The following is a 25329-nucleotide window of genomic DNA, read 5'->3' on the forward strand; positions in this document are numbered from 1 at the left end:
TCCTGTTGTCCGAAAATAGAGCACCCGGAAGGGAAGATGGGGATGAAAGGTTCATTCTTCTGGTGCCTGTGACAAAATAGCACAAGTCTCACCGCAGCATACCGGAGCGCATGCCATGCAGGATCGTAACTTTGACGATCTCGCGGATAAATTTTCGCAAAATATTTACGGCACCACCAAAGGGAAGATACGCCAGGCCATCCTCCGGGATGAGCTGGAGAAGATAGTACCCGGGCTGTCGCCCCATCCGCTGTCAGTACTGGATGCCGGCGGCGGTGTCGGCCAGGTCTCCAGCGGACTTGCTGCCCAGGGCCATCAGGTTCTGCTGTGCGACCTCTCTGCTGAGATGCTGCGTCGGGCCGCCGAAAATGCAGCGGCGCAAGGTGTGAGCCACAACATGCAATTCAGACAAATTAGCGCCCAGCAGGTGGGCGAACATTTGGATAAGCCGGTGGATCTGGTATTGTTCCACGCTGTGCTTGAGTGGGTCGCTGAACCGGAGAAGGTGCTCAAAGCGCTGTTCGATCTGCTGCGTCCGGGGGGCGTCATGTCGCTGATGTTTTACAATCTGCACGGCCTGACATTGCGCACCTTAACGCTGGGTAACTTCGGCTATCTGCGCACCAACCTGACTAAACGCAAAAAGCGAACCCTGTCGCCTGACTATCCGCGCGACCCCGAGCAGGTCTATCGCTGGCTGGAGGCGTGTGGCTTTGTGATTGAGCAGCGTGCCGGGATCCGGGTATTCAGTGACTACATGAAACCGCCGAAGGGCGAGCCAAAAAGCGACGACGAAATTATTGAGATGGAGCGGCGTTATTGCCGTCAGGAACCCTTTTTAAGCTTAGGGCGCTACATCCATGTGACCGCGCGTAAACCGGGGCAGAAGGACGAATTATGAGTGAATTTTCCCAGACGGTACCTGAACTGGTATCCTGGGCGCGCAAAAATGACTTTTCCCTTGCGCTGCCAGTGGAACGTCTGGCCTTTTTGCTGGCTATCGCCACCCTCAACGGTGAGCGGATGGATGGCGAAATGAGCGAAGGCGATCTGATTGACGCTTTCCGCCATGTCAGTAAAGCTTTTGAACAAACCCATGAAACCGTGTTGGTTCGTGCCAACAACGCCATCAACGACATGGTGCGTCAGCGCCTGCTCAACCGCTTTACCAGTGAACTCACCGAAGGCAATGCTATCTATCGCCTGACGCCGCTGGCGATCGGCATCACCGACTACTACATCCGTCAGCGTGAGTTTTCAACGCTGCGTCTGTCGATGCAGCTGTCGATTGTGGCCAGCGAGCTCAAGCGGGCAGCCGATGCCGCGCAGGAAAACGGCGATGAGTTTCACTGGCATCGCAATGTTTTCGCGCCGCTGAAATATTCGGTGGCGGAGATCTTCGACAGCATCGATATGACCCAGCGTCTTATGGATGAACAGCAGCAGGCGGTGAAAAACGATATCGCTGAACTGCTGAATAAAGACTGGCGCGCGGCGATCTCCAGCTGTGAAATGCTGCTCTCTGAAACCTCCGGGACGCTGCGTGAACTGCAGGATACGCTGGAAGCGGCGGGCGACAAACTTCAGGAAAACCTGCTGCGTATTCAGGATGCCACGCTGGACAGCCCGGACCTGGGCTTCGTCGATAAGCTGGTTTTTGACCTGCAAAGCAAGCTCGACCGTATTACCAGCTGGGGCCAGCAGGCGATTGACCTGTGGATCGGCTATGACCGCCACGTCCATAAATTTATTCGTACCGCCATCGACATGGATAAAAACCGCGTCTTTGCCCAGCGTCTGCGGGTATCGGTACAGAATTACTTCGACGCGCCCTGGGCGCTAACCTATGCCAATGCCGACCGCCTGTATGACATGCGCGATGAGGCGCTGACGCTGCGGAATGACGAAGTGATGGGCGAACTGCCGCCAGAGATGGAATACGAAGAGATTAACGAAATTCGCGAACAGCTGGCAGCGATGATTGAAGAAGCGCTGCAGGTCTACAAATCGCAACAAAAACCGCTCAACCTCGCGTCAGTGATGCGTGACTACCTGGCCCAGTATCCACGCGCTCGCCATTTCGACCTGGCGCGCATTGTGGTGGACCAGGCGGTACGCCTTGGCGTAGCGGAAGCTGATTTAGCCGGTTTGCCTGTGGAATGGCAAGCCATCAATGATTACGGAGCCAAGGTGCAGGCACATGTCATCGACAAATATTGAACAAGTGATGCCGGTTAAGCTGGCACAGGCACTGGCCAACCCGATTTTTCCCGCGCTGGACAGCCAGTTACGCGCCGGACGCCATATCGGAATTGAAGAGCTGGATAACCACGCTTTTCTGATGGACTACCAGTCATTTCTCGAAGAGTTTTACACCCGCTATAACGTTGAGTTAATTCGTGCGCCGGAAGGTTTTTTCTATCTGCGTCCGCGTTCGACCACGCTGATTCCGCGTTCCGTACTCTCTGAGCTGGACATGATGGTCGGGAAGATTCTCTGCTACCTCTATCTCAGCCCGGAACGCCTGGCGAATGAGGGGATCTTCACCCAGCAGGAGCTCTATGACGAGCTGCTCTCGCTGGCCGACGAGAACCGTCTGCTGAAGCTGGTTAACCAGCGTTCAACCGGTTCAGACCTGGATCGCACCAAACTGCAGGAGAAAGTGCGCGCCTCTCTGAGCCGCCTGCGCCGTCTTGGCATGGTGTGGTTTTTCGGCAACGACAGCAGCAAATTCCGTATCACGGAATCGGTGTTCCGCTTTGGTGCCGACGTGCGCGGCGGTGATGATGCCCGTGAAGCGCAGCTTCGCCTGATTCGTGATGGCGAGGCCATGCTACTGGAAAATGCGACTGCACCGATCGACACCGATGAAAGTGAAGGGCAGGAAGGCGACGCGAGTGAGAACGCAGAGGAAGAACAGGCATGATTGAGCGCGGAAAGTTTCGTTCGCTTACGCTGATCAACTGGAACGGCTTTTTTGCCCGTACCTTTGATCTTGATGAATTAGTGACCACGCTATCAGGCGGTAACGGCGCGGGTAAGTCCACCACCATGGCGGCCTTTGTCACCGCACTGATCCCCGATTTAACGCTGCTGCACTTCCGTAACACTACCGAAGCGGGCGCGACGTCGGGATCCCGTGACAAAGGTCTGCACGGTAAACTGCGGGCGGGTGTCTGCTACGCCATGCTGGATGTGGTGAACTCACGCCATCAGCGTGTGGTAGTCGGTGTGCGTCTGCAGCAGGTCGCCGGACGCGATAAAAAGGTCGATATCAAACCGTTCAGTATCCACGGTCTGCCCACCGATACCAACCCGACCGATATGCTGACGGAAGTACTTAACAGCCGTCAGGCACGCGTCTTACCGCTGAATGAGGTAAAAGAGCGGGTTGAGGCACAGGAAGGCGTGCAGTTCCGCGCTTATAACTCGGTGACGGATTATCACGCCATGCTGTTTGATCTGGGCGTGGTGCCGCGTCGTCTGCGCTCTGCCAGCGATCGAAGCAAGTTCTATCGTCTGATCGAAGCCTCGCTCTATGGCGGTATCTCCAGTGCCATCACCCGATCGCTGCGTGATTACCTGCTGCCTGAAAACAGCGGCGTGCGTAAAGCGTTCCAGGATATGGAAGCTGCGCTGCGGGAGAACCGCATGACGCTGGAGGCGATCCGCGTTACCCAGTCTGACCGCGACCTCTTTAAGCATCTCATCTCCGAGGCGACCAGCTACGTGTCGGCTGACTACATGCGTCACGCCAACGAGCGCCGTGGACATCTCGACAGCGCATTACAGCTGCGCAATGAGCTGTTCAGCAGCCGTAAGCAACTCGCCACTGAGCAGTATCGTCACGTGGAGATGGCGCGCGAGCTGTCAGAGCACAGTGGCGCAGAGAACGATCTCGAAGTCGATTATCAGGCTGCCAGCGATCACCTGAATCTGGTGCAGACGGCGATGCGGCAGCAGGAGAAGATTGAGCGCTACGACGCCGATATCGAAGATCTGACGCTGCGTCTGGAAGAGCAGACCGAAGTGGTTGCCGAAGCGCGCGAAATTCAGGAAGAGAATGAAGCGCGTGCCGAAGCGGCTGAACTGGAAGTGGATGAGCTGAAAAGTCAGCTGGCCGATTTCCAGCAGGCACTCGACGTGCAGCAAACGCGCGCCATCCAGTATCAGCAGGCCCTGCAGGCGCTGGAACGCGCCCGTACGCTCTGCCAGTTGCCCGATCTGACCATCGATAACGCTGCAGAATGGCAGGAGAGTTTCCAGGCGAAAGAGGAGGAGGCGACAGAACGCCTGCTGCGCCTGGAGCAGAAGCTGAGCGTGGCCGAAGCCGCGCACAGTCAGTTTGAACAGGCGCTGGCGCTGGTGACCAGCATTGCTGGTGACGTGACCCGTCAGGATGCGTGGCAAACCGGCCGCGAACTGCTGCGTGATGCCAGCAATCAGCGTCATCACGCCGACCAGCTCTCGTCGCTGCGTCTGCGTCTCAATGAGCTGGAACAGCGTCTGCGCGAGCAGCATGAGGCGGAGCGTCTGCTGGCCGAGTTCTGCAAGCGTCAGGGGCAGCAGTACGAAGCCGATGCGCTGGCGGGCCTGCAGCAGGAGCTTGAAGCGCAGATCGAACAGCTGAACAGCAGCGTCTCGGACGCCGGTGAGCAGCGCATGATGATGCGTCAGGAGCTGGAACAGCTGCGCGAACGCATCACCAGCCTGACTGCCCGTGCGCCACACTGGCTGGCGGCGCAGGAGATCCTGACCCAGCTCAGTGAACAGACCGGCCAGGCGCTGAACAGCAGCCAGGACGTCACCGAATTTATGCAGCAACTGCTGGAGCGCGAGCGTGAAACCACCGTCGAGCGCGACGAAGTGGCGGCACGCAAACGTGATATCGAGCAGCAGATTGAGCGGCTCAGTCAGCCGGGCGGGGCGGAAGATGCGCGCCTGACTCAGCTGGCCGAACGCTTTGGCGGCGTATTACTGTCTGAGATTTATGATGATGTGACCCTGGATGATGCGCCGTACTTTTCGGCGCTCTATGGTCCGTCACGTCATGCAATCGTGGTGCCGGATCTCTCCCGCGTGCGTGAGATGCTGGATGGTCTGGAGGAGTGCCCGGAAGATCTCTACCTGATCGAGGGTGACCCGCAGTCATTCGATGACAGTGTCTTCAGCGTTGATGAGCTGCAGAATGCCGTCGTGGTGAAAGTGGCAGAGCGTCAGTGGCGCTACTCCCGCTTCCCGAAAATCCCGCTGTTTGGCCGCGCAGCGCGCGAAAATCAGCTGGAGCTGCTGCACCTTGAGCGCGACAAACTGGCTGAGCGTTACGCCACATTGTCGTTCGACGTGCAGAAAACGCAGCGTCTGCATCAGTCATTCAGTCGCTTTATCGGCACACATCTGGCCGTGGCCTTTGATGCCGACCCGGAAGCGCAGATCCGTCAGCTGGGCGCGCGCCGGGGTGAGCTTGAGCGGGCACTGAATCAGCATGAGAGCAATAATCAGCAGCAGCGTCAGCAGTATGAGCTGGCGAAAGAGGGCGTGTCGCAGTTAAACCGACTGCTGCCACGCGTCAACCTGCTGCTGGACGATACGTTGGGCGATCGCTGCGAAGAGATCCGTGAGCAGGTCGATGCGGCACAGGACGCGGCGCGCTTCCTGCATCAGCATGGCGCGAAGCTGGCGAAACTGGAACCGATCATCGCGGTATTGCAGAGCGATCCTGAACAGCACGAGCAGTTACAGGCAGATTATCAGCAGGCGCAGCAGCAGCAGCGCAACGCACGTCAGCAGGCCTTTGCGCTGACAGAAGTGGTGCAGCGTCGCGCTCACTTCAGCTACGACGACTCGGCCAGCATGCTCAACGGCAACAATGACCTCAGCGATAAGCTGCGTCAGCGTCTTGAGCAGGCTGAAGGTGAACGCAGTCGCAGCCGCGATCGCCTGCGTGAACATCAGGCGCAGCTGACGCAATACTCACAGGTGCTGGCTTCACTGAAAAGTGCTTACGACGCCAAGCGCGACATGCTCAAAGAGCTGCAGCAGGAGATGCAGGACATTGGCGTCACTGCTGACAGTAGCGCAGAAGAACGCGCGCGCGTTCGCCGCGATGAGCTCTACACGGCACTGAGCCACAACCGCGCCCGCCGCAATCAGCTGGAGAAACAGCTCACCTTCTGTGAAGCGGAGATGGATAACCTGCAGAAGCGCCTGCGTCAGCTGGAGCGTCAGTATCATCAGGTGCGTGAGCAGGTGGTCAGCGCGAAAGCGGGCTGGTGTACCGTCCTGCGTCTGGTGAAAGAGAATGGCGTTGAGCGTCGCCTGCATCGTCGCGAACTGGCTTACCTGAGCGGTGATGAGCTGCGCTCGATGTCGGATAAAGCGCTGGGTGCATTGCGTCTGGCGGTGGCGGACAACGAACATCTGCGCGACGTACTGCGGCTGTCGGAAGATCCAAAACGTCCTGAACGTAAGATTCAGTTCTTTATTGCGGTCTATCAGCATCTGCGCGAGCGTATTCGTCAGGATATTATTCGTACCGACGATCCGGTCGAAGCGATTGAGCAGATGGAAATCGAACTGAACCGTCTGACTGAAGAGCTGACCGCGCGTGAGCAGATGCTGGCGATCAGTTCACGCAGTGCGGCGAATATTATCCGCAAAACGATCCAGCGTGAACAGAACCGCATTCGCCAGCTCAACCAGGGGCTGCAGACCGTCAGCTTTGGTCAGGTACGCAGCGTGCGGCTCAACGTGAACGTGCGTGAAACCCACGCTATGCTGCTGGATACGCTGTCAGAAGAGCATGAGCAGCATCAGGATCTGTTCAACAGCAACCGCCTGACCTTCTCGGAGGCGCTGGCGAAACTCTACCAGCGTCTTAACCCGCATATCGACATGGGTCAGCGGACGCCGCAAACCATCGGTGAGGAGCTGCTCGACTACCGCAACTATCTGGAGATGGAAGTGGAAGTTAACCGGGGCTCCGATGGCTGGCTGCGTGCAGAAAGCGGTGCGCTCTCAACGGGTGAGGCGATCGGTACCGGTATGTCCATTCTGGTAATGGTGGTGCAGAGCTGGGAAGAGGAGTCCCGTCGTCTGCGCGGCAAAGATATTTCGCCATGCCGACTGCTGTTCCTTGATGAAGCGGCCCGTCTGGATGCCCGCTCCATCGCCACACTGTTTGAACTCTGTGAGCGACTGGAGATGCAGCTGGTGATTGCGGCACCGGAGAACATCAGCCCGGAGAAAGGCACGACCTACAAACTGGTGCGTAAGGTGTTCAATAACACTGAGCATGTGCATGTGGTTGGCCTGCGTGGTTTTGCTGCCGATCCTTCACCAGTGCGTGCGGGAAGCGAAGCGGATGCGCTACCCGATTTAACCGCTGAAAAATCGCAGGCGGAAACGTAGTCAAAAACTGAACCATTCGTTAATCTGATAACGGCATTTGTCGCATGAGGCAAATGCCGTTTTTGTTTGTATACTCACACTATGAGTCACGGCGCGATCGCAGCGGATACAGGGAACGCTGCGAAGTTGAAAAACAAGGGGGCAGGGATGTTGCGGTTAAAAAAATTAAATCATCATCGCGTTGTATCATTGTTAGCGCTGGCGCTAACCGCTGTTCCATTTACGCTACCGCAGGCCGCTGTCATCGCCGCTTTGCCTGGAACAACGCAGGCGGCCATCTCCGTATCCGAAAGTCAGCAACGCATCCGGCAGGCTTTTTCCAGTGCCGATCAGCCTTTCTATCTGGGGCCGCTGGCGACACTTTATGCCTCCCGTCATATGCAGCCGCTCTGGCAGGATGCTCAGGCGGTGCAGAAATTTCAGCAGCAGCTGGCTGAGGTGGCACTTTCAGGCGTTCAGCCGCAGTTCACGCGCTGGATTGAGCGTCTGACGAATCCGGCTATTACCGGCTTTGCCCGCGATGTCGCGCTCTCTGATGCGATGCTGGGCTATCTGCAGTTTGTTTCAAATGTGCCGACGCAGGGTGAAACCTGGCTCTACAGCAACGTTCCCTACAGGCTGACCCAGCCGTCAGTCGCGGTGGTGAATCAGTGGCAAAACGCAGTCAATGCGGGTTCGGCTGACACGTTTATTTCCTCATTACAGCCGCAGCATCCACAGTATCAGCCTATGCACGCCGCGCTGAAAGCGTTGCTCAGCGATAAGCAGCCCTGGCCGCAATTAAAAAGCAGTGAAACCCTGCGTCCCGGCCAGGTCAGTGATGATGTTCCTGCCCTGCGTGAAATTCTGCAGCGCAGCGGCATGTTAACGGCACAGGTTAACGCGCCCGCACCGGATGACGATGCGGTGCCTGTCGCGCCGGTACCGGTGAGCCACAGCGATCAGCCGGTCGCGGTGAGTCCTTCCGCCGCGCCAGTGGGCGAACTGGCCGCGCCGCCGCTGCAATCACCGGGCAATGTGCAGAGTCAGACGCTGGAAGGGAATACCGCCAATGTCTATGACGAGACGCTGGTTGCAGGAGTGAAGCGTTTCCAGCAGTGGCAGGGGCTGGATGGGGATGGGGCTATCGGTACCAGAACGCGGCAGTGGCTTAACGTCTCTCCGCAGATGCGCGCTTCGCTGCTGGCGCTGAATATTCAGCGCCTTCGCCTGCTGCCGGACGATATGCACAATGGCATCATGGTGAACATCGCCAACTACTCGCTCATCTATTACAACAACGGCAACAAGATTCTCTCATCGCGTGTCATCGTCGGTCGTCCCGATCGTAAAACGCCACTCATGCGCAGTGCGCTGAATAACGTCGTGCTCAACCCGCCGTGGAATGTGCCGACAACGCTGGTGCGTAAAGACATCATTCCGAAGGTGAAGCAGGATCCAACCTATCTTTACAAGCATGGGTATACCCTGCTGTCGGGCTGGAGTGCAGATGCTGAAGTGATTGATCCCAGCATGATTGACTGGCGCATGGTCTCTGCGGCGTCGTTTCCCTATCGGATGATTCAGGCTCCGGGCGTGGCGAATGCGCTGGGCCGGTATAAATTTAATATGCCGAGTTCAGATGCAATCTACCTGCATGACACGCCAAACCATAACCTGTTCCAGCGTGATATCCGTGCGCTCAGTTCAGGCTGTGTGCGGGTGAACAAAGCGTCTGAACTGGCAGGGTTATTGCTGCAGGATGCGGGCTGGAATGACTCCCGAATTTCCAGCACGCTGAAAGAGGGTGACACCCGCTATGTGCCGATTCGCCACCGCATTCCGGTCAATCTCTATTACCTGACGGCGTGGGTCGCTGATGATGGCAAACCGCAGTTCCGCACAGATATTTACAATTATGATGACACCGCCCGTTCGGGCAGTCAGGCCCTGAGTCGGGCCGGGCAATTACTGCTCTAGTAATTGATTTTAAATCGTTCCCCGCAAATCCTCATTAAAGAAAAATCTTATCAAATGGCGATCCCATAAGGGATCGCCTCGCAAACTCATGGCAGATGGGTTGACGCTTCTCCGGGAGAAAGTTATGGTTCGGCCTGTGCGCTTTTTGCACATTTCTATGGCTTCACTCTCAGGTAAACCGTTACATGTCTACTATTGATTCTTTTCGTCGCAAACTACTGCTGTGCGGTAGTGCCGCCGCCGGACTGGCATTATTGCCAGCTTCTGCAAGGGCCTCGCTTTCAACGTCTCGCCCGCGTGTATTGATGCTTAATAATCTTCACACCGGTGAAACCCTTAAAACTGAGTTTTTTAATGGTAAGAGTTACGACAAGGATGAGCTGTCACGATTAAATCATTTTTTCCGTGACTATCGCGCCAACAAAGTGAAAAGCATCGATCCACATCTGTTTGACCAGATTTTTCGCCTGCAGGCGCTGCTGGGCATGCGTAAACCGATCCAGCTGGTTTCCGGCTATCGTTCACTGGCAACCAACAATATGTTACGTGAGAGTGGTCCGGGAGTAGCAAAGCACAGCTATCACACCAAAGGCCAGGCGATGGATTTTCATATTGAAGGGGTTTCGCTGGCGAATGTACGCAAAGCGGCGTTATCTCTGCGTGCGGGTGGTGTAGGATATTATCCCCGCAGTAACTTTGTACATATTGATACCGGTCCGATCAGGCACTGGTAATGACACCGGCAACGCTGCGTGAGCCGGTCATGGAGCGTTATGAATTACCACATTATTCCTGTTACCGCTTTTGCCCAGAACTGCTCAGTTATCTGGTGCGACACGACTCGCGAAGCCGCACTGGTCGACCCAGGCGGCGATGCCGAACTGATCAAACAAACGCTGGAACAGCTAAAACTTAAACCTGCTCAGATTCTGCTGACACATGGACACCTAGATCATGTCGGGGCCGCTGTTGAACTGGCGGCGTTTTATCAGATTCCGATTGTCGGACCGCAAAAGCGCGATGCCTTCTGGCTGGAAGCGCTGCCGACTCAGAGCCGGATGTTCGGACTTGACGAGTGCGCACCGTTTACTCCCGATCGCTGGCTGGAAGAGGGGGAGAGCGTGCAGGTCGGGCTGACCACGCTGGACGTTCTGCACTGTCCGGGACATTCACCCGGCCATGTCGTGTTCTTTGACCGTCCGGGACGATTGCTGATTTCAGGCGACGTGATTTTTAATGGTGGTGTTGGGCGTACTGACTTCCCGCAGGGCGATCATCAGCAGCTCATTGATGCTATCCGCACAAAATTACTGCCGCTTGGCGATGATGTGACTTTTCTTCCCGGTCACGGCCCGATTTCAACATTGGGGCATGAACGCATCAGTAATCCTTTCCTGCAGTAAACAATCCGTAATTTTTACTGCAATAAAAAATGGGCCGTCAGGCCCATTTTTGTTTGGTCATCTGCGTTACAGCACGGCGACAATCGCTTCGCACAGCGCCGACATGTTGTCTGGCGTCATGCCCGCCACATTCACGCGGCCTGAGTTAACGGCATAGACACCGAACTCTTCACGCAGGCGAATCACCTGGTCTTTAGTCAAGCCACTGAACGAGAACATACCGTTCTGCCTGATGATAAAGCTGAAGTCACGCTGTGCGCCTTTTTCCGCCAGGGTGTTCACAAACAGCTGGCGCATGCGCTGAATGCGCTGACGCATATCCGACAGCTCCTGCTCCCAGATCGTGCGCAGCGTGTCGTTACCGAGAATGGTTGCGACAACGGCAGCACCATGCGCCGGTGGATTGGAGTAGTTGGCACGAATGGTGTACTTCACCTGGCTGAACGCCTTATCGGCCACGCTGGCTTCTGCCGCCACCAGGGTAATGGCTCCGACGCGTTCGTTATACAGACCGAAGTTCTTGGAGTAAGAACTGGCGACGATCAACTCCTGATGCGAGGCGGCAAAAATACGCAGGCCCTCGGCATCCTCATCCAGACCACGGGCAAAGCCCTGGTAGGCGAAATCGAACAACGGTAACCAGCCATTAGTCTGTGACAGCTGCGCCAGCTGCTGCCACTGCTCCGCCGTTGGGTCGATACCGGTCGGGTTATGGCAGCAACCATGGAACAGTACCACGTCGCCAGGCTGAACCTGCTGCAGCGAGGCCAGCATACCCTCGAAATCGAGCGTATGGTTTGCTGCGTCATAGTAATGATATTCACAAACTTCAAGACCGGCAGCATTGAACACGTTGTTGTGATTCGGCCAGCTCGGATTGCTGATCCAGACCCGCTTTACGGAGGTCTGCGTGGCGAGGAAATCTGCTGCTACACGTAACGCACCTGTGCCACCTGGTGTCTGAGCCGTGCGGGCGCGGCCTGCGGTGATCAGCGGGCTTTGGTTGCCGAACAGCAGGGCCTGTGTGCAGCGGGCAAAATCCGCCAGACCATCAATGCTGAGATAGTTTTTTGTGGTTTCGTTTTCCAGCAGGTATTGCTCAGCTTTTTTAACACTGGTCAGTACCGGGGTCTTGCCGGTTTCGTCTTTGTAGACGCCGATGCCCAGATTGATTTTTTCAGGGCGGTCATCGGCACGAAACAGATCGGCCAGCCCGAGAATAGGATCGGCGGGTGCAGCAGAGATCGATTCAAACATGTGTCAGGTCCATTAGCGTGAACTTTAGCAAGAGGGCTATCAGGTTAGCGTCCGGCCAGGCAAATGCCAACCGTTTGCGAGACAAAATCGACTATTTTGCGGTGTTGATTTCGCTATCAGGAGAAGCTGAGGTTAACGCTGAGCAGAAGGGGGAGAGAAACGCGGATGAGGAAAATAAAAGGCATAAAAAAACGGGGCCGTAGCCCCGTTTTTCAACATGCTTAAAGCAGGATTAGAACTGGTAAACCAGGCCTACGCCAACCACGTCATCTGAGTTGATGCCCAGTGGGTTGTTATCATCCAGCTGGTTGATTTTGTAATCAACATAGGTAGACATGTTTTTGTTGAAGTAATAAGTCGCGCCAACGTCGATGTATTTAACCAGGTCAGCATCGCCCACGCCTTCGATATCTTTGCCTTTAGACTGTACATAAGCAATAGATGGGCGCAGACCGAAGTCGAATTGATACTGTGCAACCAGTTCAATGTTCTGAGCTTTGTTTGCGAACGCTGTAAAGTCACCTGAGTTGATAGGTGTAGAGTTACGGGTCTCACCATACATCGCAGCTAAATAAACATTGTTGGCATCATATTTCAGAGCAGTTGCCCAGTTTTCTGCACGTTTACCTTCGCCAACACCAGTACCTACGTTGGTATCAGTATCTGTGTTACGGACAGTACCTGCAGACTGCGCATTAGTACGGTCGCTGCTGCTATAAGCTGCTGCGAAGCCTACACCGATCGGAGAAACATAAGTGGTTGAAACACCGTAGCCATCACCGTTAGCACGACGAATGTCTGCACGGTCGTTTTTGCCCTGGTACTGAGCAGCGAAGTCCCAGCCATCAACCAGGCCGAAGAAGTTGGTGTTGCGGTAGGTCAGCAGGCCGGTGCTACGACCGTTCATGAAGTTATCAGAATATCCTGAGTCGCCACCGAACTCTGGCAGCATATCGGTCCAGCCGATTGCATCGTAAACCACACCGTAGTTACGGCCGTAGTCGATTGAGCCGGCATCGCCGAATTTCAGACCGGCGAAGCCCAGACGGGTTTTGTTACCGTCTTGTGCGTCAGAACCTTCAGAGTTATTGGCCTGAATGTTATATTCCCACTGGCCATACCCGGTCAGTTGGTCATTGATCTGGGTCTCGCCTTTGAAGCCGAAGCGAACGTAAGACTGATCACCGTCGTTCTCTGAATCATCAGAGAAGTAATGCAGGCCAACAGCTTTACCGTACAGGTCCAGTTTGTTGCCGTCTTTATTATAGATTTCTGCAGCATTTGCTGCGCCGGCGGCTAACAGAGCAGGGATAACCACTGCAAGAATATTGCGCTTCATCATTATTCATTACCCTCATTGGAGTTATTTGTACACCTGCCACTGCCGTCAGGAAATCTTTACAGAACCCTGAGCGAAGTTTGGTGTCTTCCTGTGTCTGCACGCATCTTTCCATCCAACCCGCCGTAATTCTAGCGCTTAAATGCTACTAAACTCGTAATCTGGTTTCTAAAGGAAAATATGTATTACAAAATGTAAAAAATACGGAACTTTGTGAGAGAACTCAAAATTTACAAAAATAAAAAAAGGCCGGCAGTGCCGACCTCTTTATATATATGAATTTCTTATATTTAATGCTGAATTTTAGAAACTTGCATTGCGTGGCGTGCGTGGGAAGGGGATGACGTCCCTGACATTCTGCACGCCAGTCACATAGGCGATTAAACGTTCAAAGCCCAGTCCGAAGCCAGAATGTGGCACGGTACCGTAGCGACGCAGGTCACGATACCACCAGTAATCTTCTTTGTTCAGACCCATCTCTTCCAGACGTGCATCCAGCACATCGAGACGCTCTTCACGCTGTGAACCGCCAATGATTTCACCAATGCCAGGCGCCAGAACGTCCATCGCCGCCACGGTTTTGCCATCCTCGTTCAGGCGCATATAGAACGCTTTAATGTCTTTCGGATAGTTTTTCACCACGACTGGCGCTTTGAAGTGCTGCTCTGCCAGGTAGCGCTCGTGTTCAGAAGAGAGATCGATACCCCAGGAAACCGGGTTCTCAAAGGTCTGACCGCAGTTCATCAGGATTTCAACCGCATCGGTATAGTCTACCTGGGCAAAATCGGTGGTGATGAAACGCTGCAGGCGCTCAACCGCGTCTTTATCCACGCGCTCAGCGAAGAACGCCATGTCATCGGCGCGCTCTTCCAGCACCGCGTTGAACACATACTTCAGCATCGCTTCTGCCAGTGCAGCCGCATCATCCAGTGACGCAAACGCAATTTCCGGCTCCAGCATCCAGAATTCAGCCAGATGGCGGCTGGTATTGGAGTTCTCTGCGCGGAACGTCGGGCCGAAGGTGTAGATCTTCGACAGGGCGCTGGCGTAGGTTTCGCCGTTCAGCTGACCGGAAACGGTCAGGAAGGCCTCTTTACCAAAGAAATCTTCGCTGAAGTCGACTTTGCCCTGATCGTTACGCGGCAGGTTTTCCATATCCAGCGTTGAGACACGGAACATCTCGCCAGCACCTTCGGTATCCGAGGCGGTGATCAGCGGAGTAGAAACCCAGAAATAGCCATTTTCATGAAAGAAGCGATGCAGCGCCTGCGCCAGAGTATGGCGAACGCGGGCGACCGCGCCAATCAGGTTAGTACGCGGACGCAGGTGAGCGACTTCGCGCAGATACTCGATGCTGTGGCGTTTTGCCGCCATCGGGTAGCTGTCCGGATCTTCCACCCAGCCGACGACTTCCAGGCTGGTCGCCTGAATTTCAAACGCCTGGCCCTGACCTGGCGATGCCACCACTTTACCGGTAACGATAACGGAACAGCCGGTGGTCAAACGCAGCACTTCATCCTGATAATTATTCAGAGAATTATTGACGACAGCCTGAACGGGATTAAAGCAGGAGCCGTCATAGACAGCGATGAAGGAAAGACCGGCTTTGGAATCTCTTCGGGTACGCACCCAACCACGTACGGTGACTTCACTGTCAACCGCGACGCGACCGTGCAGTACGTCCGCTACAGGCACTACGCTCATAAATATCTCTCTATATAGAAGAAGTGAGTTAAAAGTTGCCCCATCCGGGGTTTTGCTATGTTACTTGTGAGTCTTCAGGAAACAAGCAAAATTCAGGGGGAAAGCGGATTTATTACAGCAGAGGCGGGGCGCATCAACGCCCCGATAAGAAGAGGTTTAACTCGCTTTTTTCACCAGCGGCAGATCAAAGGCTTTACGCAGGGCTCTGACAAAGGCTTTATCCTGGCAGATGGTTTTGCCCGGGCTGTCTGAAAGTTTCGCTACCGGCTTGCCGTTGCACTGCACCAGCTTGATAACGATGTTCAGAGGCGTCACGCCCGGAATATCACAGGTGAGACGCGTACCGATGCCGAACACCACATTCGTGCGCTGGCCAAAGTGGCGATAAAGCGCCAGTGCTTTGTCGAGATTTAAGTTGTCAGAAAAGACCAGGTGTTTACTTTGCGGATCGATACCCAGTTTCTGATAATGAGCCAGCGCTTTCTCGCCCCATTCAACCGGATCGCCGGAGTCGTGACGCAGTCCCTGATAGCGGCGGGCAAACACCGGACCGAAATCGCGCAGAAACGCATCCATGGCGATGCAGTCGGTCAGTGCGATACCCAGTTGATCGTCATACTCGTCCAGCCACGCCTGCAGCGCAGCACGCTGACTGTTAGCGAGAACCGGGCTAATCTGCTGGAAGGCCTGGAACCACTCATGCGCCTGCGTGCCGACCGGCGTCAGTGACAGACGGCGCGCCAGATCATAGTTACTGGTACCAATCAGCCACGGGAAATCCTGTTTCAGCGTGGAGACAATCGACTGCTGCACATCCTGCGAATAGCGGCGGCGGGTGCCGAAATCCATCAGGCGGAAGCGCGACATATCGAGGTCAGCCACCTGCGTCTTAAAGTCGCCCAGTTTCTGGTGCAAATGGTCGATCGCCTGCTGAGTGGTGACCTGCGGCGTGCGATGACGATGCACAATCTCACTGATCAGCGCCAGTAGCGGCACCTCCCATAGGATCACCTCCCGCCACGGTCCCTGGATACGAAGTTCCAGTTTGCCATGATGATTGCGCACCTCAACCTGCTCCGGGTTATAGCGGAACTGGCGCAACCAGCTGAGGTAATCCTGCTGGAAAAAGGGAAGGCGGGATAACCAGGTCGCTTCTTCATCAGTCAGCGCCAGGTGTTGCATGTCAGTAATCGCTTCACGAATTTCGTCAGCGTAGAGACCCAGCAGTTCGTCGCCGCGGCAGCGAAACTCCGCCGCCACCGTTACGTCATGATAGCGGTGGAAAACGGCCTGCTGCATATGGAGCTTATAGGCGTCCGTATCCAGCAGGGAGGTCAGTATCGGGGAAGCATGTCCTGTCATGGCGCGTTTCAGCATCCTGTTCGGTGGCGCAGTGCCCGGTGTTGTACACAGTCATAAAGACGCAAAAGTATAATTCACTATCTGAAGCCAATCACAGCATATTTCAGTCGGGCGGGTCGAGGCCAATCTGTGCCATTGTTAACAAAGTGTAGCCATTTCACCCTTCAGATGCATTGTGCGTGGCAAGCTTGTAGTAACAAGCTTAGACTTTGCCGGTAAACTTATAACAACGACGCGAGACGCAATATGACGCAACAGCCCCAAATCAAGTATCGCCACGACTACCGTGCGCCCGATTACACCATCACCGATATCGATTTAACTTTTGAACTGGATGCGTCGACGACCCGTGTAACGGCCATCAGCCAGGTTAAACGCGTGGGCGACAGCCAGGCTGAGCTGCGACTCGACGGCGAAGCGTTAACGCTGATTGCACTGGAAGTCGACGGGCAACCCTGGACGGCCTTCTGTGAAGAAGAGGGCGCACTGGTTATCAGCCAGCTGCCGGACAGCTTCACCCTGAAAATCATCAATGTGATTCATCCGGATCAGAACACCGCGCTGGAAGGGCTGTACAAATCGGGTGAGGCGCTCTGCACCCAATGTGAGGCTGAAGGCTTCCGTCATATTACCTGGTATCTTGATCGCCCGGATGTACTGGCGCGCTTTACCACCACCATTTATGCCGACGGTGAACGCTACCCGTATCTGCTCTCCAACGGAAACCGGATTGACAGCGGCCGGGATGAGCAGGGCCGCAGCTGGGTGAAGTGGGAAGATCCGTTCCCGAAACCCTGCTACCTGTTTGCGCTGGTGGCGGGCGATTTTGACGTGCTGCGCGACAGCTTCACCACCCGTTCAGGGCGTGATGTGGCGCTGGAGATCTTCGTTGACCGCGGCAATCTCGATCGCGCCGACTGGGCGATGACCTCGCTGAAAAACAGCATGAAGTGGGATGAAGAGCGTTTCGGCCTGGAGTATGACCTCGACATCTTTATGATCGTAGCCGTGGATTTCTTCAACATGGGGGCGATGGAGAACAAAGGTCTTAACGTCTTCAACGCCAAATATGTGCTGGCGAAAGCGGAAACGGCGACCGACAAAGATTACCTCGGCATTGAGGCGGTTATCGGTCACGAATATTTCCACAACTGGACCGGTAACCGCGTGACCTGCCGCGACTGGTTCCAGCTCAGCCTGAAAGAGGGACTGACGGTGTTCCGCGATCAGGAGTTCAGCTCCGATCTGGGTTCACGTGCGGTGAACCGCATCGATAACGTCCGTATCGTGCGCGGCGCGCAGTTCGCCGAAGATGCCAGCCCGATGGCACATCCGATCCGTCCGGATCAGGTTATCGAGATGAACAATTTCTACACCCTGACGGTGTATGAAAAAGGGTCAGAAGTCATCCGCATGATGCACACCCTGCTGGGTGAAGAGAATTTCCAGAAGGGCATGAAGCTCTATTTTGACCGTCACGACGGCAGCGCCGCCACCTGTGATGACTTTGTTCAGGCGATGGAAGATGCCTCAAATGTCGATTTGTCGCAGTTCCGCCGCTGGTACAGCCAGTCCGGTACGCCGGTACTGACGGTGCGCGACGATTACAATCCGGAACTTGAGCAGTACACGCTGCATGTCACGCAGCACACCCCAGTGACTGCCGACCAGAAAGAGAAGCTGCCGCTGCATATCCCGCTGGATATTGAGCTGTATGACGGTGAAGGCAAGGTGATCCCGCTGCAGAATAACGGCCATCCGGTGCATCATGTGCTGAATGTCACCGAAGAGTTCCAGACCTTTATTTTCGATAATGTCTACTTCCAGCCGGTGCCGTCGCTGCTGCGTGAATTCTCCGCCCCGGTGAAGCTCGATTATAAATGGAGTGATGCTCAGCTCACCTTCCTGATGCGTCATGCACGCAACGACTTCTCCCGCTGGGATGCGGCTCAGAGCCTGCTGGCGACTTATATTCGCCTGAACGTTGCCCGCTATCAGCAGGGCCAGCATCTGTCGCTGCCGCTGCATGTTGCCGATGCTTTCCGCGCGGTGCTGCTTGATACCGACTGTGACCCGGCCCTGACTGCGCTGATCCTGACGCTGCCGTCAGAAAATGAGATTGCCGAGCTGTTTGACACTATCGATCCGCAGGCGATTGCGCTGGTGCGTGACGCCCTGCAACGCACACTGGCACGCGAACTGGCCGATGAGTTCTTTGCGATCTACAACGCCAATCAGCAGCCTGAATACCGTGTGGAGCATGACGCGATTGGTCAGCGCAGCCTGAAAAATGTCTGCCTGACCTATCTTGCCTTCAGTGATGCACAGCTGGCGGACAAACTGGTGCAGACGCAGTATCACCAGGCAACCAACATGACCGATGCGCTGGCGGCGCTTTCCGCTGCTGTGGCGGCTCAGTTACCGTGCCGCGACGCGCTGCTGGCGGCTTACGATGAGCGCTGGCATCAGGATGGTCTGGTGATGGACAAATGGTTTGTGCTGCAGGCAACCAGTCCGGCTGCCAACGTGATGCGCAACGTGCGTCAGCTGCTGAATCATCGCTCCTTCACTATGAGCAATCCAAACCGCGTTCGCTCGCTGGTGGGGGCCTTTGCCTCGGCTAACCCGGCCGCGTTCCATGCTAAAGATGGCAGTGGCTACAAGTTCCTGGTGGAGATGCTCATTGATCTGAACACGCGCAATCCGCAGGTTGCGGCACGAATGGTGGAGCCTCTGATTCGTCTGAAACGATATGACGAAGGCCGTCAGGCGATGATGCGTCAGGCGCTGGAGCAGCTGCTGGAGCTGGATAAACTCTCTGGCGACCTCTACGAAAAAATTACCCGGGCACTGAACGCCTGATACTAAAAAAGGGAGCGTCTGAGACGCTCCCTTTTTCAGCGCTGCTGCGCGTAACGTACCGGCTGCGGTCGTTCCGTACGCTGCATTACCCGATCCAGCACCTCCGCTTCCAGCTCGGCCAGCCGCGCCGATCCCCGACGCCGTGGTCGTGGCAGATCCACCAGCAGATCCAGACCGATCTCACCCTCTTCGATCAACAACACGCGATCCGCCATCACGACCGCTTCACTGACATCATGCGTGACCAGCAGAACGGTAAAGTGATGCTGCTGCCACAGTGACTCAATCAATCCCTGCATTTCAATGCGGGTCAGGGCATCCAGCGCCCCCAGTGGTTCATCCAGCAGCAGTAAGCCGGGCCGATGAATCAGCGCTCTGGCCAGCGCCACACGCTGTTTCTGCCCGCCAGAAAGTGCAGCTGGCCACTCATTGGCGCGATCGGCCAGTCCCACCGCCGTCAGGGCATCCATCGCCGCACTGCGCCATTCACGACCGCGCAGGCCCAGCCCGACGTTATCAATGACTTTTTTCCACGGCAGCAGTCGCGCATCCTGAAACATCAGGCGGGTATCGTCGCGCGCCGACTGCAGCGGCGCATTGCCTGCCAGCAGTTCACCGCTGGAGCTTTGTTCCAGTCCGGCCAGCAGGCGCAACAGAGTGCTTTTGCCGCAGCCGCTGCGACCCACTACCGCCACAAACTGACCCGAAGGAATATGCAGGTCGATCTTATTGAGAATGGTACGACTGCCATACTGTTTGCTGACGCCGTTAACGCCAACCGGCGTGCCGGTGTTAAGGCGGGCTGGTGAGAGAGTCTGGCTCATGCGTTCTCCTCCTTCAGTTGGTAAGCGGGGTGCCAGCGCAGCCAGACGCGTTCCAGTAACAACGCGGCGACATCCGCCAGTTTGCCGAGCAGGGCATAAAGAATGATGGCGACCACCACCACATCGGTCTGCAGGAATTCACGCGCGTTCATTGCCAGATAGCCGATGCCCGCGTTGGCGGAGATGGTTTCAGCAACAATCAGCGTCAGCCACATCAGACCGAGCGCAAAACGCACGCCGACCATAATATTTGGCAGTGCGCCGGGCAGGATCACCTGGATAAACAGGCTCCAGCCGGAGAGGCCATAGCTGCGCGCCATCTCAACCAGCCCGCGATCGATATTGCGGATGCCGTGATAGGTATTCAGATAGATCGGGAACAGCGTGCCCAGCGCCACCAGAAAGATTTTGGCGGACTCGTCGATTCCGAACCAGAGGATTACCAGCGGGATCAGCGCCAGATGTGGCACATTGCGCAGCATCTGCACCGACGTATCCAGCAGGCGTTCACCGGTTTTGGAGGTGCCGGTGATCAGCCCAAGTATCAGGCCGATAGAACCGCCAATGCTAAAACCTATCAGCGCCCGCCAGCTGCTTATCGCCAGATGCTGCCAGAGTTCACCACTGGCAGTCAGCTGCCAGAAGGTGGTCACAATTTTCTCCGGCGCGGGCAGAATACGGTTCGATAACCAGCCGGTTTGCGAAGCAATCTGCCACACCACAACAAGCAGCGTCGGCAATAGCCACGGCACCAGCGTATCAGCAAGGCGTTTTCGGGTTCTGGCCATCATGCTCTCCTCAGCCCCGGGCGACTTTTTTCTCAGGGGTAAAATCGTTGGCTACCGCTTCACCATGCGCCTGAACCACGCGCGGCTGAGGCACCAATGGCACCTGCAGATCAAGATGCGGGAACAGCAGTTCGCCAACACGATAAGCCTCTTCCAGATGCGGATAACCCGACAGAATAAAGGTCTCGATGCCCAGCGCTTCATACTCTTTGATGCGTGCGGCCACGGTCGGGCCATCGCCGACCAGCGCGGTTCCGGCTCCACTGCGTACCAGACCCACACCTGCCCACAGATTCGGGCTGATTTCGAGTTTGTCGCGGCGACCACCGTGCAGCGCGGCCATCCGGCGCTGACCCACAGAATCGGCCCGCTGGAACGCGGCCTGTGCTTTCGCGATAGTGGCGTCATCCACATTGGCAATCAGCCGGTCGGCGGCCTGCCAGGCTTCTTCATTGGTTTCGCGCACAATCACATGCAGACGGATACCAAACCGCACCGTACGTCCCTGCGCGGCCGCTTTCGCGCGCACCTGTTCAATCTTTTCCCGAACCTGAGCAGGGGGTTCGCCCCAGGTGAGGTAAACATCGACCTGTTCGGCCGCCAGTTCCTGAGCCGGTTCAGAAGAGCCACCAAACCAGAGCGGTGGGCGAGGCTGCTGCACCGGCTTAAACATCAGGCGTGCGCCGCGAACCTTCACATGCTTGCCTTCGTAGTCGACGGTTTCACCTTCCAGTACCCGACGCCAGACGCGGGTGAACTCGGCAGATTCTGCGTAACGCTCACGGTGATCCAGGAACACGCCATCGCCCGCCAGCTCTTCCGGATCGCCGCCGGTCACCAGATTGAACAGCGCGCGGCCGTTGGATAGGCGATCCAGGGTAGCAGCCTGACGCGCCGCCTGAGTCGGTGAAATCACGCCAGGACGCAGCGCCACCAGGAAACGCAGGCGCTGCGTCACCGGGATCAGCGAAGCGGCAACCAGCCAGGCATCTTCACAGGAGCGGCCGGTTGGGATCAGGACCCCGCCAAAGCCGAGACGGTCAGCGGCCTGCGCCACCTGTTGTAAATAGGCGTGATCAACCGGGCGCGCGCCTTCGGCGGTACCAAGATAGTGGCCGTCGCCATGCGTCGGCAGGAACCAGAAAATGGATACGCTCATTGTTGCTCCTTACTGCGTTACGGTATGCGGTTGCCAGATGCGATCCTGGATCGTCACTTTGACTGGCAACAGATGATTGGCATAAAACAGGTCAGCAGTACGCTGCTGTGCGGCTGCGGTTTCAGCACTGACCGGCGAAATCCGGGTGGGTGGACGATGGCTGAGATAGCTGGCAATAACCGGTTCAGGCAGGCCCATTGCCTGCGCCAGAAGCGTGGTGCTCTGCTGAGGCTGGCTGATAGTCAGCGCGTCGGCACTGCTGAAGGTGTCGAGCACCTGCTGGATAAACGCGCCGTGGGCTTCGGCATAGCTGCGCGTCGCCAGATAGAAGGACCCGGTCAGGTTCAGTGAGCTGCCATCAATCAGCAGGCGCGAATTACCCTGCAGCAGTACCGAAGAGTAGTAGGGATCCCAGATTGCCCAGGCATCCACGTCACCCTGCTGGAAGGCGGCACGCGCATCGGCTGGCGTCAGATAGACGGGTGTAATGTCTTTAAATGTAAGGCCCGCCTGCTGTAAGGCGCGCAGCAGTAAATTGTGTGAGCTGGAACCTTTCTGGAAAGCGACTTTTTTGCCTTTCAGATCGGCAACCTGTTTCAGAGCGCTGTTTTTCGGCACCAGAATCACTTCTGATTTCGGTTTTGGCGGCTCCGAACCGACATAGAGCAGATCGGCGCCTGCGGCCTGGGCAAATAGCGGCGGAAGATCACCGGTACTGCCGAGGTCAATGCTGTTGATGTTCAGCGCTTCCAGCATTTGCGGGCCAGCCGGGAACTCGATCCACTTAATGTGAGTATGGGGAAAACGCTTCTCCAGCAACTGATGTGACTTCGCCAGCACCATGCTGACTGAACCTTTCTGATAGCCGATGCGAATCTCAGCCGGATCCGATTCAGCGGCCTGAACCTGAAGGCCAGCCAGTAACAGTCCTGCCACCAGCCACTTTCCTAATCTCTGCTTCATCGATTGCTTCCTTATACTGCCTGCGCAACGGGATGGTGATGACGGGTCAGCGCCAGCCAGAACGCGGAGACGGCTTCATCAAGACGCTCTGCCAGTGAATCTTCCAGTACAGGCTGACGATCGTAATGCGTGACCTGGCTGTCTTCGGCGTAGACCCCATGCAGAATTTCCTGTGCTTTTAAGGCGTTGAGAACCGGCTTCAGCGCATAGTCCAGCGCCAGCATATGCCCGACACTGCCGCCGCTGGCGAGTGGCAACACAACTTTGTGCTCCAGTGCGCGCTCAGGCAGCAGGTCGAGCAGAGTCTTCAGCGCACCCGAAAAGGACGCTTTATAAATCGGTGTCGCCACAATCAGGCCATCAGCCGATGCCAGATCGTCACGCAGGGCCAGCAGCGCGGGCGCATCAAAGCGCGCATTAATCAGATCGTCAGGCTGAAAGTTGTGAATATTCCAGGGAATGACTTCAATGCCACGTGCCTCCAGCTTGTGCTGACACAGCGTCAGTAATGAGGTTGAGCGGGAGGGAAATCGTGGGCTACCTGCCAGCGTAATAACTCGCATCATCACTCCTTATAACTAAAAGTTATTGATTATCAAAAGTTGAGAACTTATGCCTTCATACTGTCAGAGCAGGGGAGTGGGCTTAAATGATTTATCCGGCAAAGCAAGGGTAAAAACTGCAAATAGACGTACCGGTGGCAGATAATGAAAACATCGCTTCCGATAATTCTTAAAATAAAGGCGAGCAGCAAAACCATTCATTAAGAGCAGTGATGCAAGAGGGTTAAAACAGGACGCGTGGCGGAAAAAATTATCTTTCTTCTGATTGCTTAACCATTCTGCTTGTGGCTGAAACCGTGTTGAAGCGCAGCGGCAGCCCGTAACCGGAAGGGAAACCAGCCTGACATCGGCCTGCTTCAGTGGTGTTCCGGCATGATATTAGGATTAATTGCAGAGCGTAAACTGTAATAAAAATGAAGGAATGCTGAAGTTATTCACGATTTCAGATGTTCGCTTACATATTCCTGATTCTGGTTACGCCTGCCAGATGGGGGTAATTTAAATCGTTCCTCAACGGTTTTAACATTACAGCGGGCTATAGATGCACTTTTTTTAACAGTGATAATCCGGTGAAGCGTTAAGATAATTTTTACGACTGGTCTTTTTTCGCCTGACCGGTTTAAGATAATCAGGCTAAATGAAAGCTACCATAATATTAGCGCCTTACTCTTTTTGACGTTTCGCCTCTGATCAATCCCTGCATCTGGCAGGTGAATCGTATTCTTTTTTCTAACAGCAGAGAATTGCCTATGTCTGACACGCTATTATCAGTGGTTATTCCAACTTACAATGTTGAAAAATATATTGTGGAGTGCGTCGATTCACTATTACGTCAGGTTAAATCGCCCAATGAAATAATCATTGTGAATGATGGCTCAACCGATGGAACATTAGCCTTACTTGAACAGAATTATTCTCATCTTTCCCAGGTGAAAATAATTACCACTGAAAATGGTGGGGCAGGTCATGCACGGGATGTCGGTATTGATCAGGCGCAGGGCCAGTTTCTTTTTTTCTGCGATCCGGACGACGTCGTGGCGGATGGGTTGGTCGCTGAACTGGGCATGGTAGCGGAAAAGCATCCTGAAACGGACCTGTTCTGTTTTAAATCGTGCGTCTATCGCGACGGCCAGATTGATATCACCTCGCCAAAAGTCAGACACGAACTCTTTGGTCAGCAAAAACCGCAGGAGGTCTTATTGGGCCTGCTGCGTAACGGCAGCTATACCTCGGCGGCCTGGAGCTATGTCATCAGCAAACGCGTTATTGAACAGCATAAATTACGTTTTGTTAAACGCGTTCATGAAGACCACAATTTCACGCTCTCCTGCTTTATGAAAAGTCAGCAGGCTTGGGTGAGTCATCAGGTTTATTATAAACAGCGTATTCGCAACGGCTCCCTGACGAACAGTACCAAAAGTAATGAGTTTTTCTATCAGCGTTATGATGCCTTTATGCACGCCTACAATACGCTAACCAGTTCGCTGATTAAGTCAGCGTGGCGCGATACGCTTGAAAAAGCGTATTTAGTTCACTCGTTTCGTTTGATGATCTATTTATCACTCTATAACCGTACGCCTGTGCCGGAATATGTGCTTAACGCGATTCGCTTTATGGGTCGCAATGTGAAAACAGAAAACTTTAAAGAGTGGCTATTGTTTAATCGCCCTGAACTGTTTATTGCACTTCAGCATTACAAGGTCAAAAAAGAGCTGAAAAACGCCGCCTGATTCTGA

At 55.2% G+C, this 25329-nt stretch carries 18 protein-coding genes; 9 read left to right on the plus strand and 9 right to left on the minus strand.

Annotated elements, in window-relative coordinates; genetic code table 11:
- The first annotated feature begins 115 nt into the window (after positions 1-115).
- From cmoM to IBT54_RS03400, 7 genes are all read left to right on the plus strand, one after another.
- Positions 116-901: a tRNA uridine 5-oxyacetic acid(34) methyltransferase CmoM gene (cmoM, locus tag IBT54_RS03370; RefSeq protein ID WP_013357324.1), complete on the plus strand. Its 786-nt coding sequence runs from the start codon at positions 116-118 to the stop codon at positions 899-901.
- Positions 898-2220 carry a chromosome partition protein MukF gene (mukF, locus tag IBT54_RS03375; protein WP_013357325.1) on the plus strand — a complete coding sequence of 441 codons (1323 nt, stop codon included), beginning with the start codon at positions 898-900 and terminating at the stop codon, positions 2218-2220. The genes cmoM and mukF overlap by 4 nt, the downstream gene beginning before the upstream one ends.
- A complete protein-coding gene (gene mukE, locus IBT54_RS03380; protein ID WP_013357326.1) occupies positions 2201-2926 on the plus strand; it encodes a chromosome partition protein MukE in 726 nt (241 codons plus the stop codon). Before mukF ends, mukE begins: the two co-directional genes overlap by 20 nt.
- Positions 2923-7410, plus strand: a complete 4488-nt coding sequence (mukB, locus tag IBT54_RS03385; protein WP_201251575.1) for a chromosome partition protein MukB — start codon at positions 2923-2925, stop codon at positions 7408-7410. Before mukE ends, mukB begins: the two co-directional genes overlap by 4 nt.
- A 147-nt stretch (positions 7411-7557) precedes the next feature.
- Positions 7558-9369 (plus strand): L,D-transpeptidase, encoded by a 1812-nt coding sequence (ldtD, locus tag IBT54_RS03390; protein ID WP_201251576.1) that lies wholly within the window; start codon positions 7558-7560, stop codon positions 9367-9369.
- 185 nt (positions 9370-9554) lie between these two features.
- Positions 9555-10103, plus strand: a complete 549-nt coding sequence (locus IBT54_RS03395) for a YcbK family protein (protein ID WP_010254972.1) — start codon at positions 9555-9557, stop codon at positions 10101-10103.
- A 39-nt stretch (positions 10104-10142) separates the two neighbouring features.
- Positions 10143-10772 carry an MBL fold metallo-hydrolase gene (locus IBT54_RS03400; RefSeq protein WP_013357330.1) on the plus strand — a complete coding sequence of 210 codons (630 nt, stop codon included), beginning with the start codon at positions 10143-10145 and terminating at the stop codon, positions 10770-10772.
- Between the two features lie 66 nt (positions 10773-10838).
- Here the strand turns inward: IBT54_RS03400 and IBT54_RS03405 are convergent, their stop codons facing one another.
- The 4 genes from IBT54_RS03405 to pncB form a co-directional block, all read right to left on the minus strand.
- The gene (locus IBT54_RS03405; protein ID WP_095707436.1) at positions 10839-12029 is read right to left on the minus strand and encodes an amino acid aminotransferase; all 1191 of its coding nucleotides are present in this window, start codon (positions 12027-12029) and stop codon (positions 10839-10841) included.
- Between the two features lie 232 nt (positions 12030-12261).
- Positions 12262-13371, minus strand: a complete 1110-nt coding sequence (ompF, locus tag IBT54_RS03410) for a porin OmpF (protein ID WP_013357332.1) — start codon at positions 13369-13371, stop codon at positions 12262-12264.
- 300 nt (positions 13372-13671) lie between these two features.
- The gene (gene asnS / locus IBT54_RS03415; protein ID WP_013357333.1) at positions 13672-15072 is read right to left on the minus strand and encodes an asparagine--tRNA ligase; all 1401 of its coding nucleotides are present in this window, start codon (positions 15070-15072) and stop codon (positions 13672-13674) included.
- A gap of 156 nt (positions 15073-15228) precedes the next feature.
- A complete protein-coding gene (pncB, locus tag IBT54_RS03420) occupies positions 15229-16434 on the minus strand; it encodes a nicotinate phosphoribosyltransferase (protein ID WP_095707434.1) in 1206 nt (401 codons plus the stop codon).
- Positions 16435-16680: 246 nt separating this feature from the next.
- Here pncB and pepN point away from each other — a divergent pair, with 246 nt between their 5' ends.
- Positions 16681-19296, plus strand: coding sequence for an aminopeptidase N (gene pepN, locus IBT54_RS03425; protein WP_201251577.1), 2616 nt, complete (start codon positions 16681-16683; stop codon positions 19294-19296).
- 35 nt (positions 19297-19331) lie between these two features.
- Here the strand turns inward: pepN and ssuB are convergent, their stop codons facing one another.
- The 5 genes from ssuB to ssuE are packed head-to-tail and all read right to left on the minus strand — an operon-like array spanning position 19332 to position 23593.
- Positions 19332-20120, minus strand: coding sequence for an aliphatic sulfonates ABC transporter ATP-binding protein (ssuB, locus tag IBT54_RS03430; protein WP_013357336.1), 789 nt, complete (start codon positions 20118-20120; stop codon positions 19332-19334).
- Complete coding sequence (gene ssuC / locus IBT54_RS03435; protein ID WP_013357337.1) at positions 20117-20908, minus strand: aliphatic sulfonate ABC transporter permease SsuC; 792 nt, start codon at positions 20906-20908, stop codon at positions 20117-20119. The genes ssuB and ssuC overlap by 4 nt, the downstream gene beginning before the upstream one ends.
- 10 nt (positions 20909-20918) lie before the next feature.
- On the minus strand, positions 20919-22067 hold the full coding sequence (ssuD, locus tag IBT54_RS03440; RefSeq protein ID WP_013357338.1) for an FMNH2-dependent alkanesulfonate monooxygenase: 1149 nt from the start codon (positions 22065-22067) through the stop codon (positions 20919-20921).
- A gap of 9 nt (positions 22068-22076) precedes the next feature.
- Positions 22077-23030, minus strand: a complete 954-nt coding sequence (locus IBT54_RS03445; protein ID WP_095707432.1) for a sulfonate ABC transporter substrate-binding protein — start codon at positions 23028-23030, stop codon at positions 22077-22079.
- Positions 23031-23041: 11 nt separating this feature from the next.
- Entirely contained in the window at positions 23042-23593 is a 552-nt protein-coding gene (gene ssuE / locus IBT54_RS03450; protein ID WP_013357340.1) for an NADPH-dependent FMN reductase, read from the minus strand.
- 749 nt (positions 23594-24342) lie between these two features.
- Here ssuE and IBT54_RS03455 point away from each other — a divergent pair.
- On the plus strand, positions 24343-25323 hold the full coding sequence (locus IBT54_RS03455) for a glycosyltransferase family 2 protein (protein ID WP_013357341.1): 981 nt from the start codon (positions 24343-24345) through the stop codon (positions 25321-25323).
- Positions 25324-25329 lie beyond the last annotated feature (6 nt).

It is taken from the genome of Pantoea sp. S62, from assembly GCF_016658625.1.
Lineage (GTDB): Bacteria > Pseudomonadota > Gammaproteobacteria > Enterobacterales > Enterobacteriaceae > Pantoea > Pantoea vagans.

Coding starts and splice junctions, on each gene's coding strand:
- cmoM (WP_013357324.1), top strand. CDS start 116: ATGCAGGATCGTAACTTTGACGATCTCGCGGATAAATTTTCGCAAAAT.
- mukF (WP_013357325.1), top strand. CDS start 898: ATGAGTGAATTTTCCCAGACGGTACCTGAACTGGTATCCTGGGCGCGC.
- mukE (WP_013357326.1), top strand. CDS start 2,201: ATGTCATCGACAAATATTGAACAAGTGATGCCGGTTAAGCTGGCACAG.
- mukB (WP_201251575.1), top strand. CDS start 2,923: ATGATTGAGCGCGGAAAGTTTCGTTCGCTTACGCTGATCAACTGGAAC.
- ldtD (WP_201251576.1), top strand. CDS start 7,558: ATGTTGCGGTTAAAAAAATTAAATCATCATCGCGTTGTATCATTGTTA.
- IBT54_RS03395 (WP_010254972.1), top strand. CDS start 9,555: ATGTCTACTATTGATTCTTTTCGTCGCAAACTACTGCTGTGCGGTAGT.
- IBT54_RS03400 (WP_013357330.1), top strand. CDS start 10,143: ATGAATTACCACATTATTCCTGTTACCGCTTTTGCCCAGAACTGCTCA.
- IBT54_RS03405 (WP_095707436.1), bottom strand. CDS start 12,029: ATGTTTGAATCGATCTCTGCTGCACCCGCCGATCCTATTCTCGGGCTG.
- ompF (WP_013357332.1), bottom strand. CDS start 13,371: ATGATGAAGCGCAATATTCTTGCAGTGGTTATCCCTGCTCTGTTAGCC.
- asnS (WP_013357333.1), bottom strand. CDS start 15,072: ATGAGCGTAGTGCCTGTAGCGGACGTACTGCACGGTCGCGTCGCGGTT.
- pncB (WP_095707434.1), bottom strand. CDS start 16,434: ATGACAGGACATGCTTCCCCGATACTGACCTCCCTGCTGGATACGGAC.
- pepN (WP_201251577.1), top strand. CDS start 16,681: ATGACGCAACAGCCCCAAATCAAGTATCGCCACGACTACCGTGCGCCC.
- ssuB (WP_013357336.1), bottom strand. CDS start 20,120: ATGAGCCAGACTCTCTCACCAGCCCGCCTTAACACCGGCACGCCGGTT.
- ssuC (WP_013357337.1), bottom strand. CDS start 20,908: ATGGCCAGAACCCGAAAACGCCTTGCTGATACGCTGGTGCCGTGGCTA.
- ssuD (WP_013357338.1), bottom strand. CDS start 22,067: ATGAGCGTATCCATTTTCTGGTTCCTGCCGACGCATGGCGACGGCCAC.
- IBT54_RS03445 (WP_095707432.1), bottom strand. CDS start 23,030: ATGAAGCAGAGATTAGGAAAGTGGCTGGTGGCAGGACTGTTACTGGCT.
- ssuE (WP_013357340.1), bottom strand. CDS start 23,593: ATGCGAGTTATTACGCTGGCAGGTAGCCCACGATTTCCCTCCCGCTCA.
- IBT54_RS03455 (WP_013357341.1), top strand. CDS start 24,343: ATGTCTGACACGCTATTATCAGTGGTTATTCCAACTTACAATGTTGAA.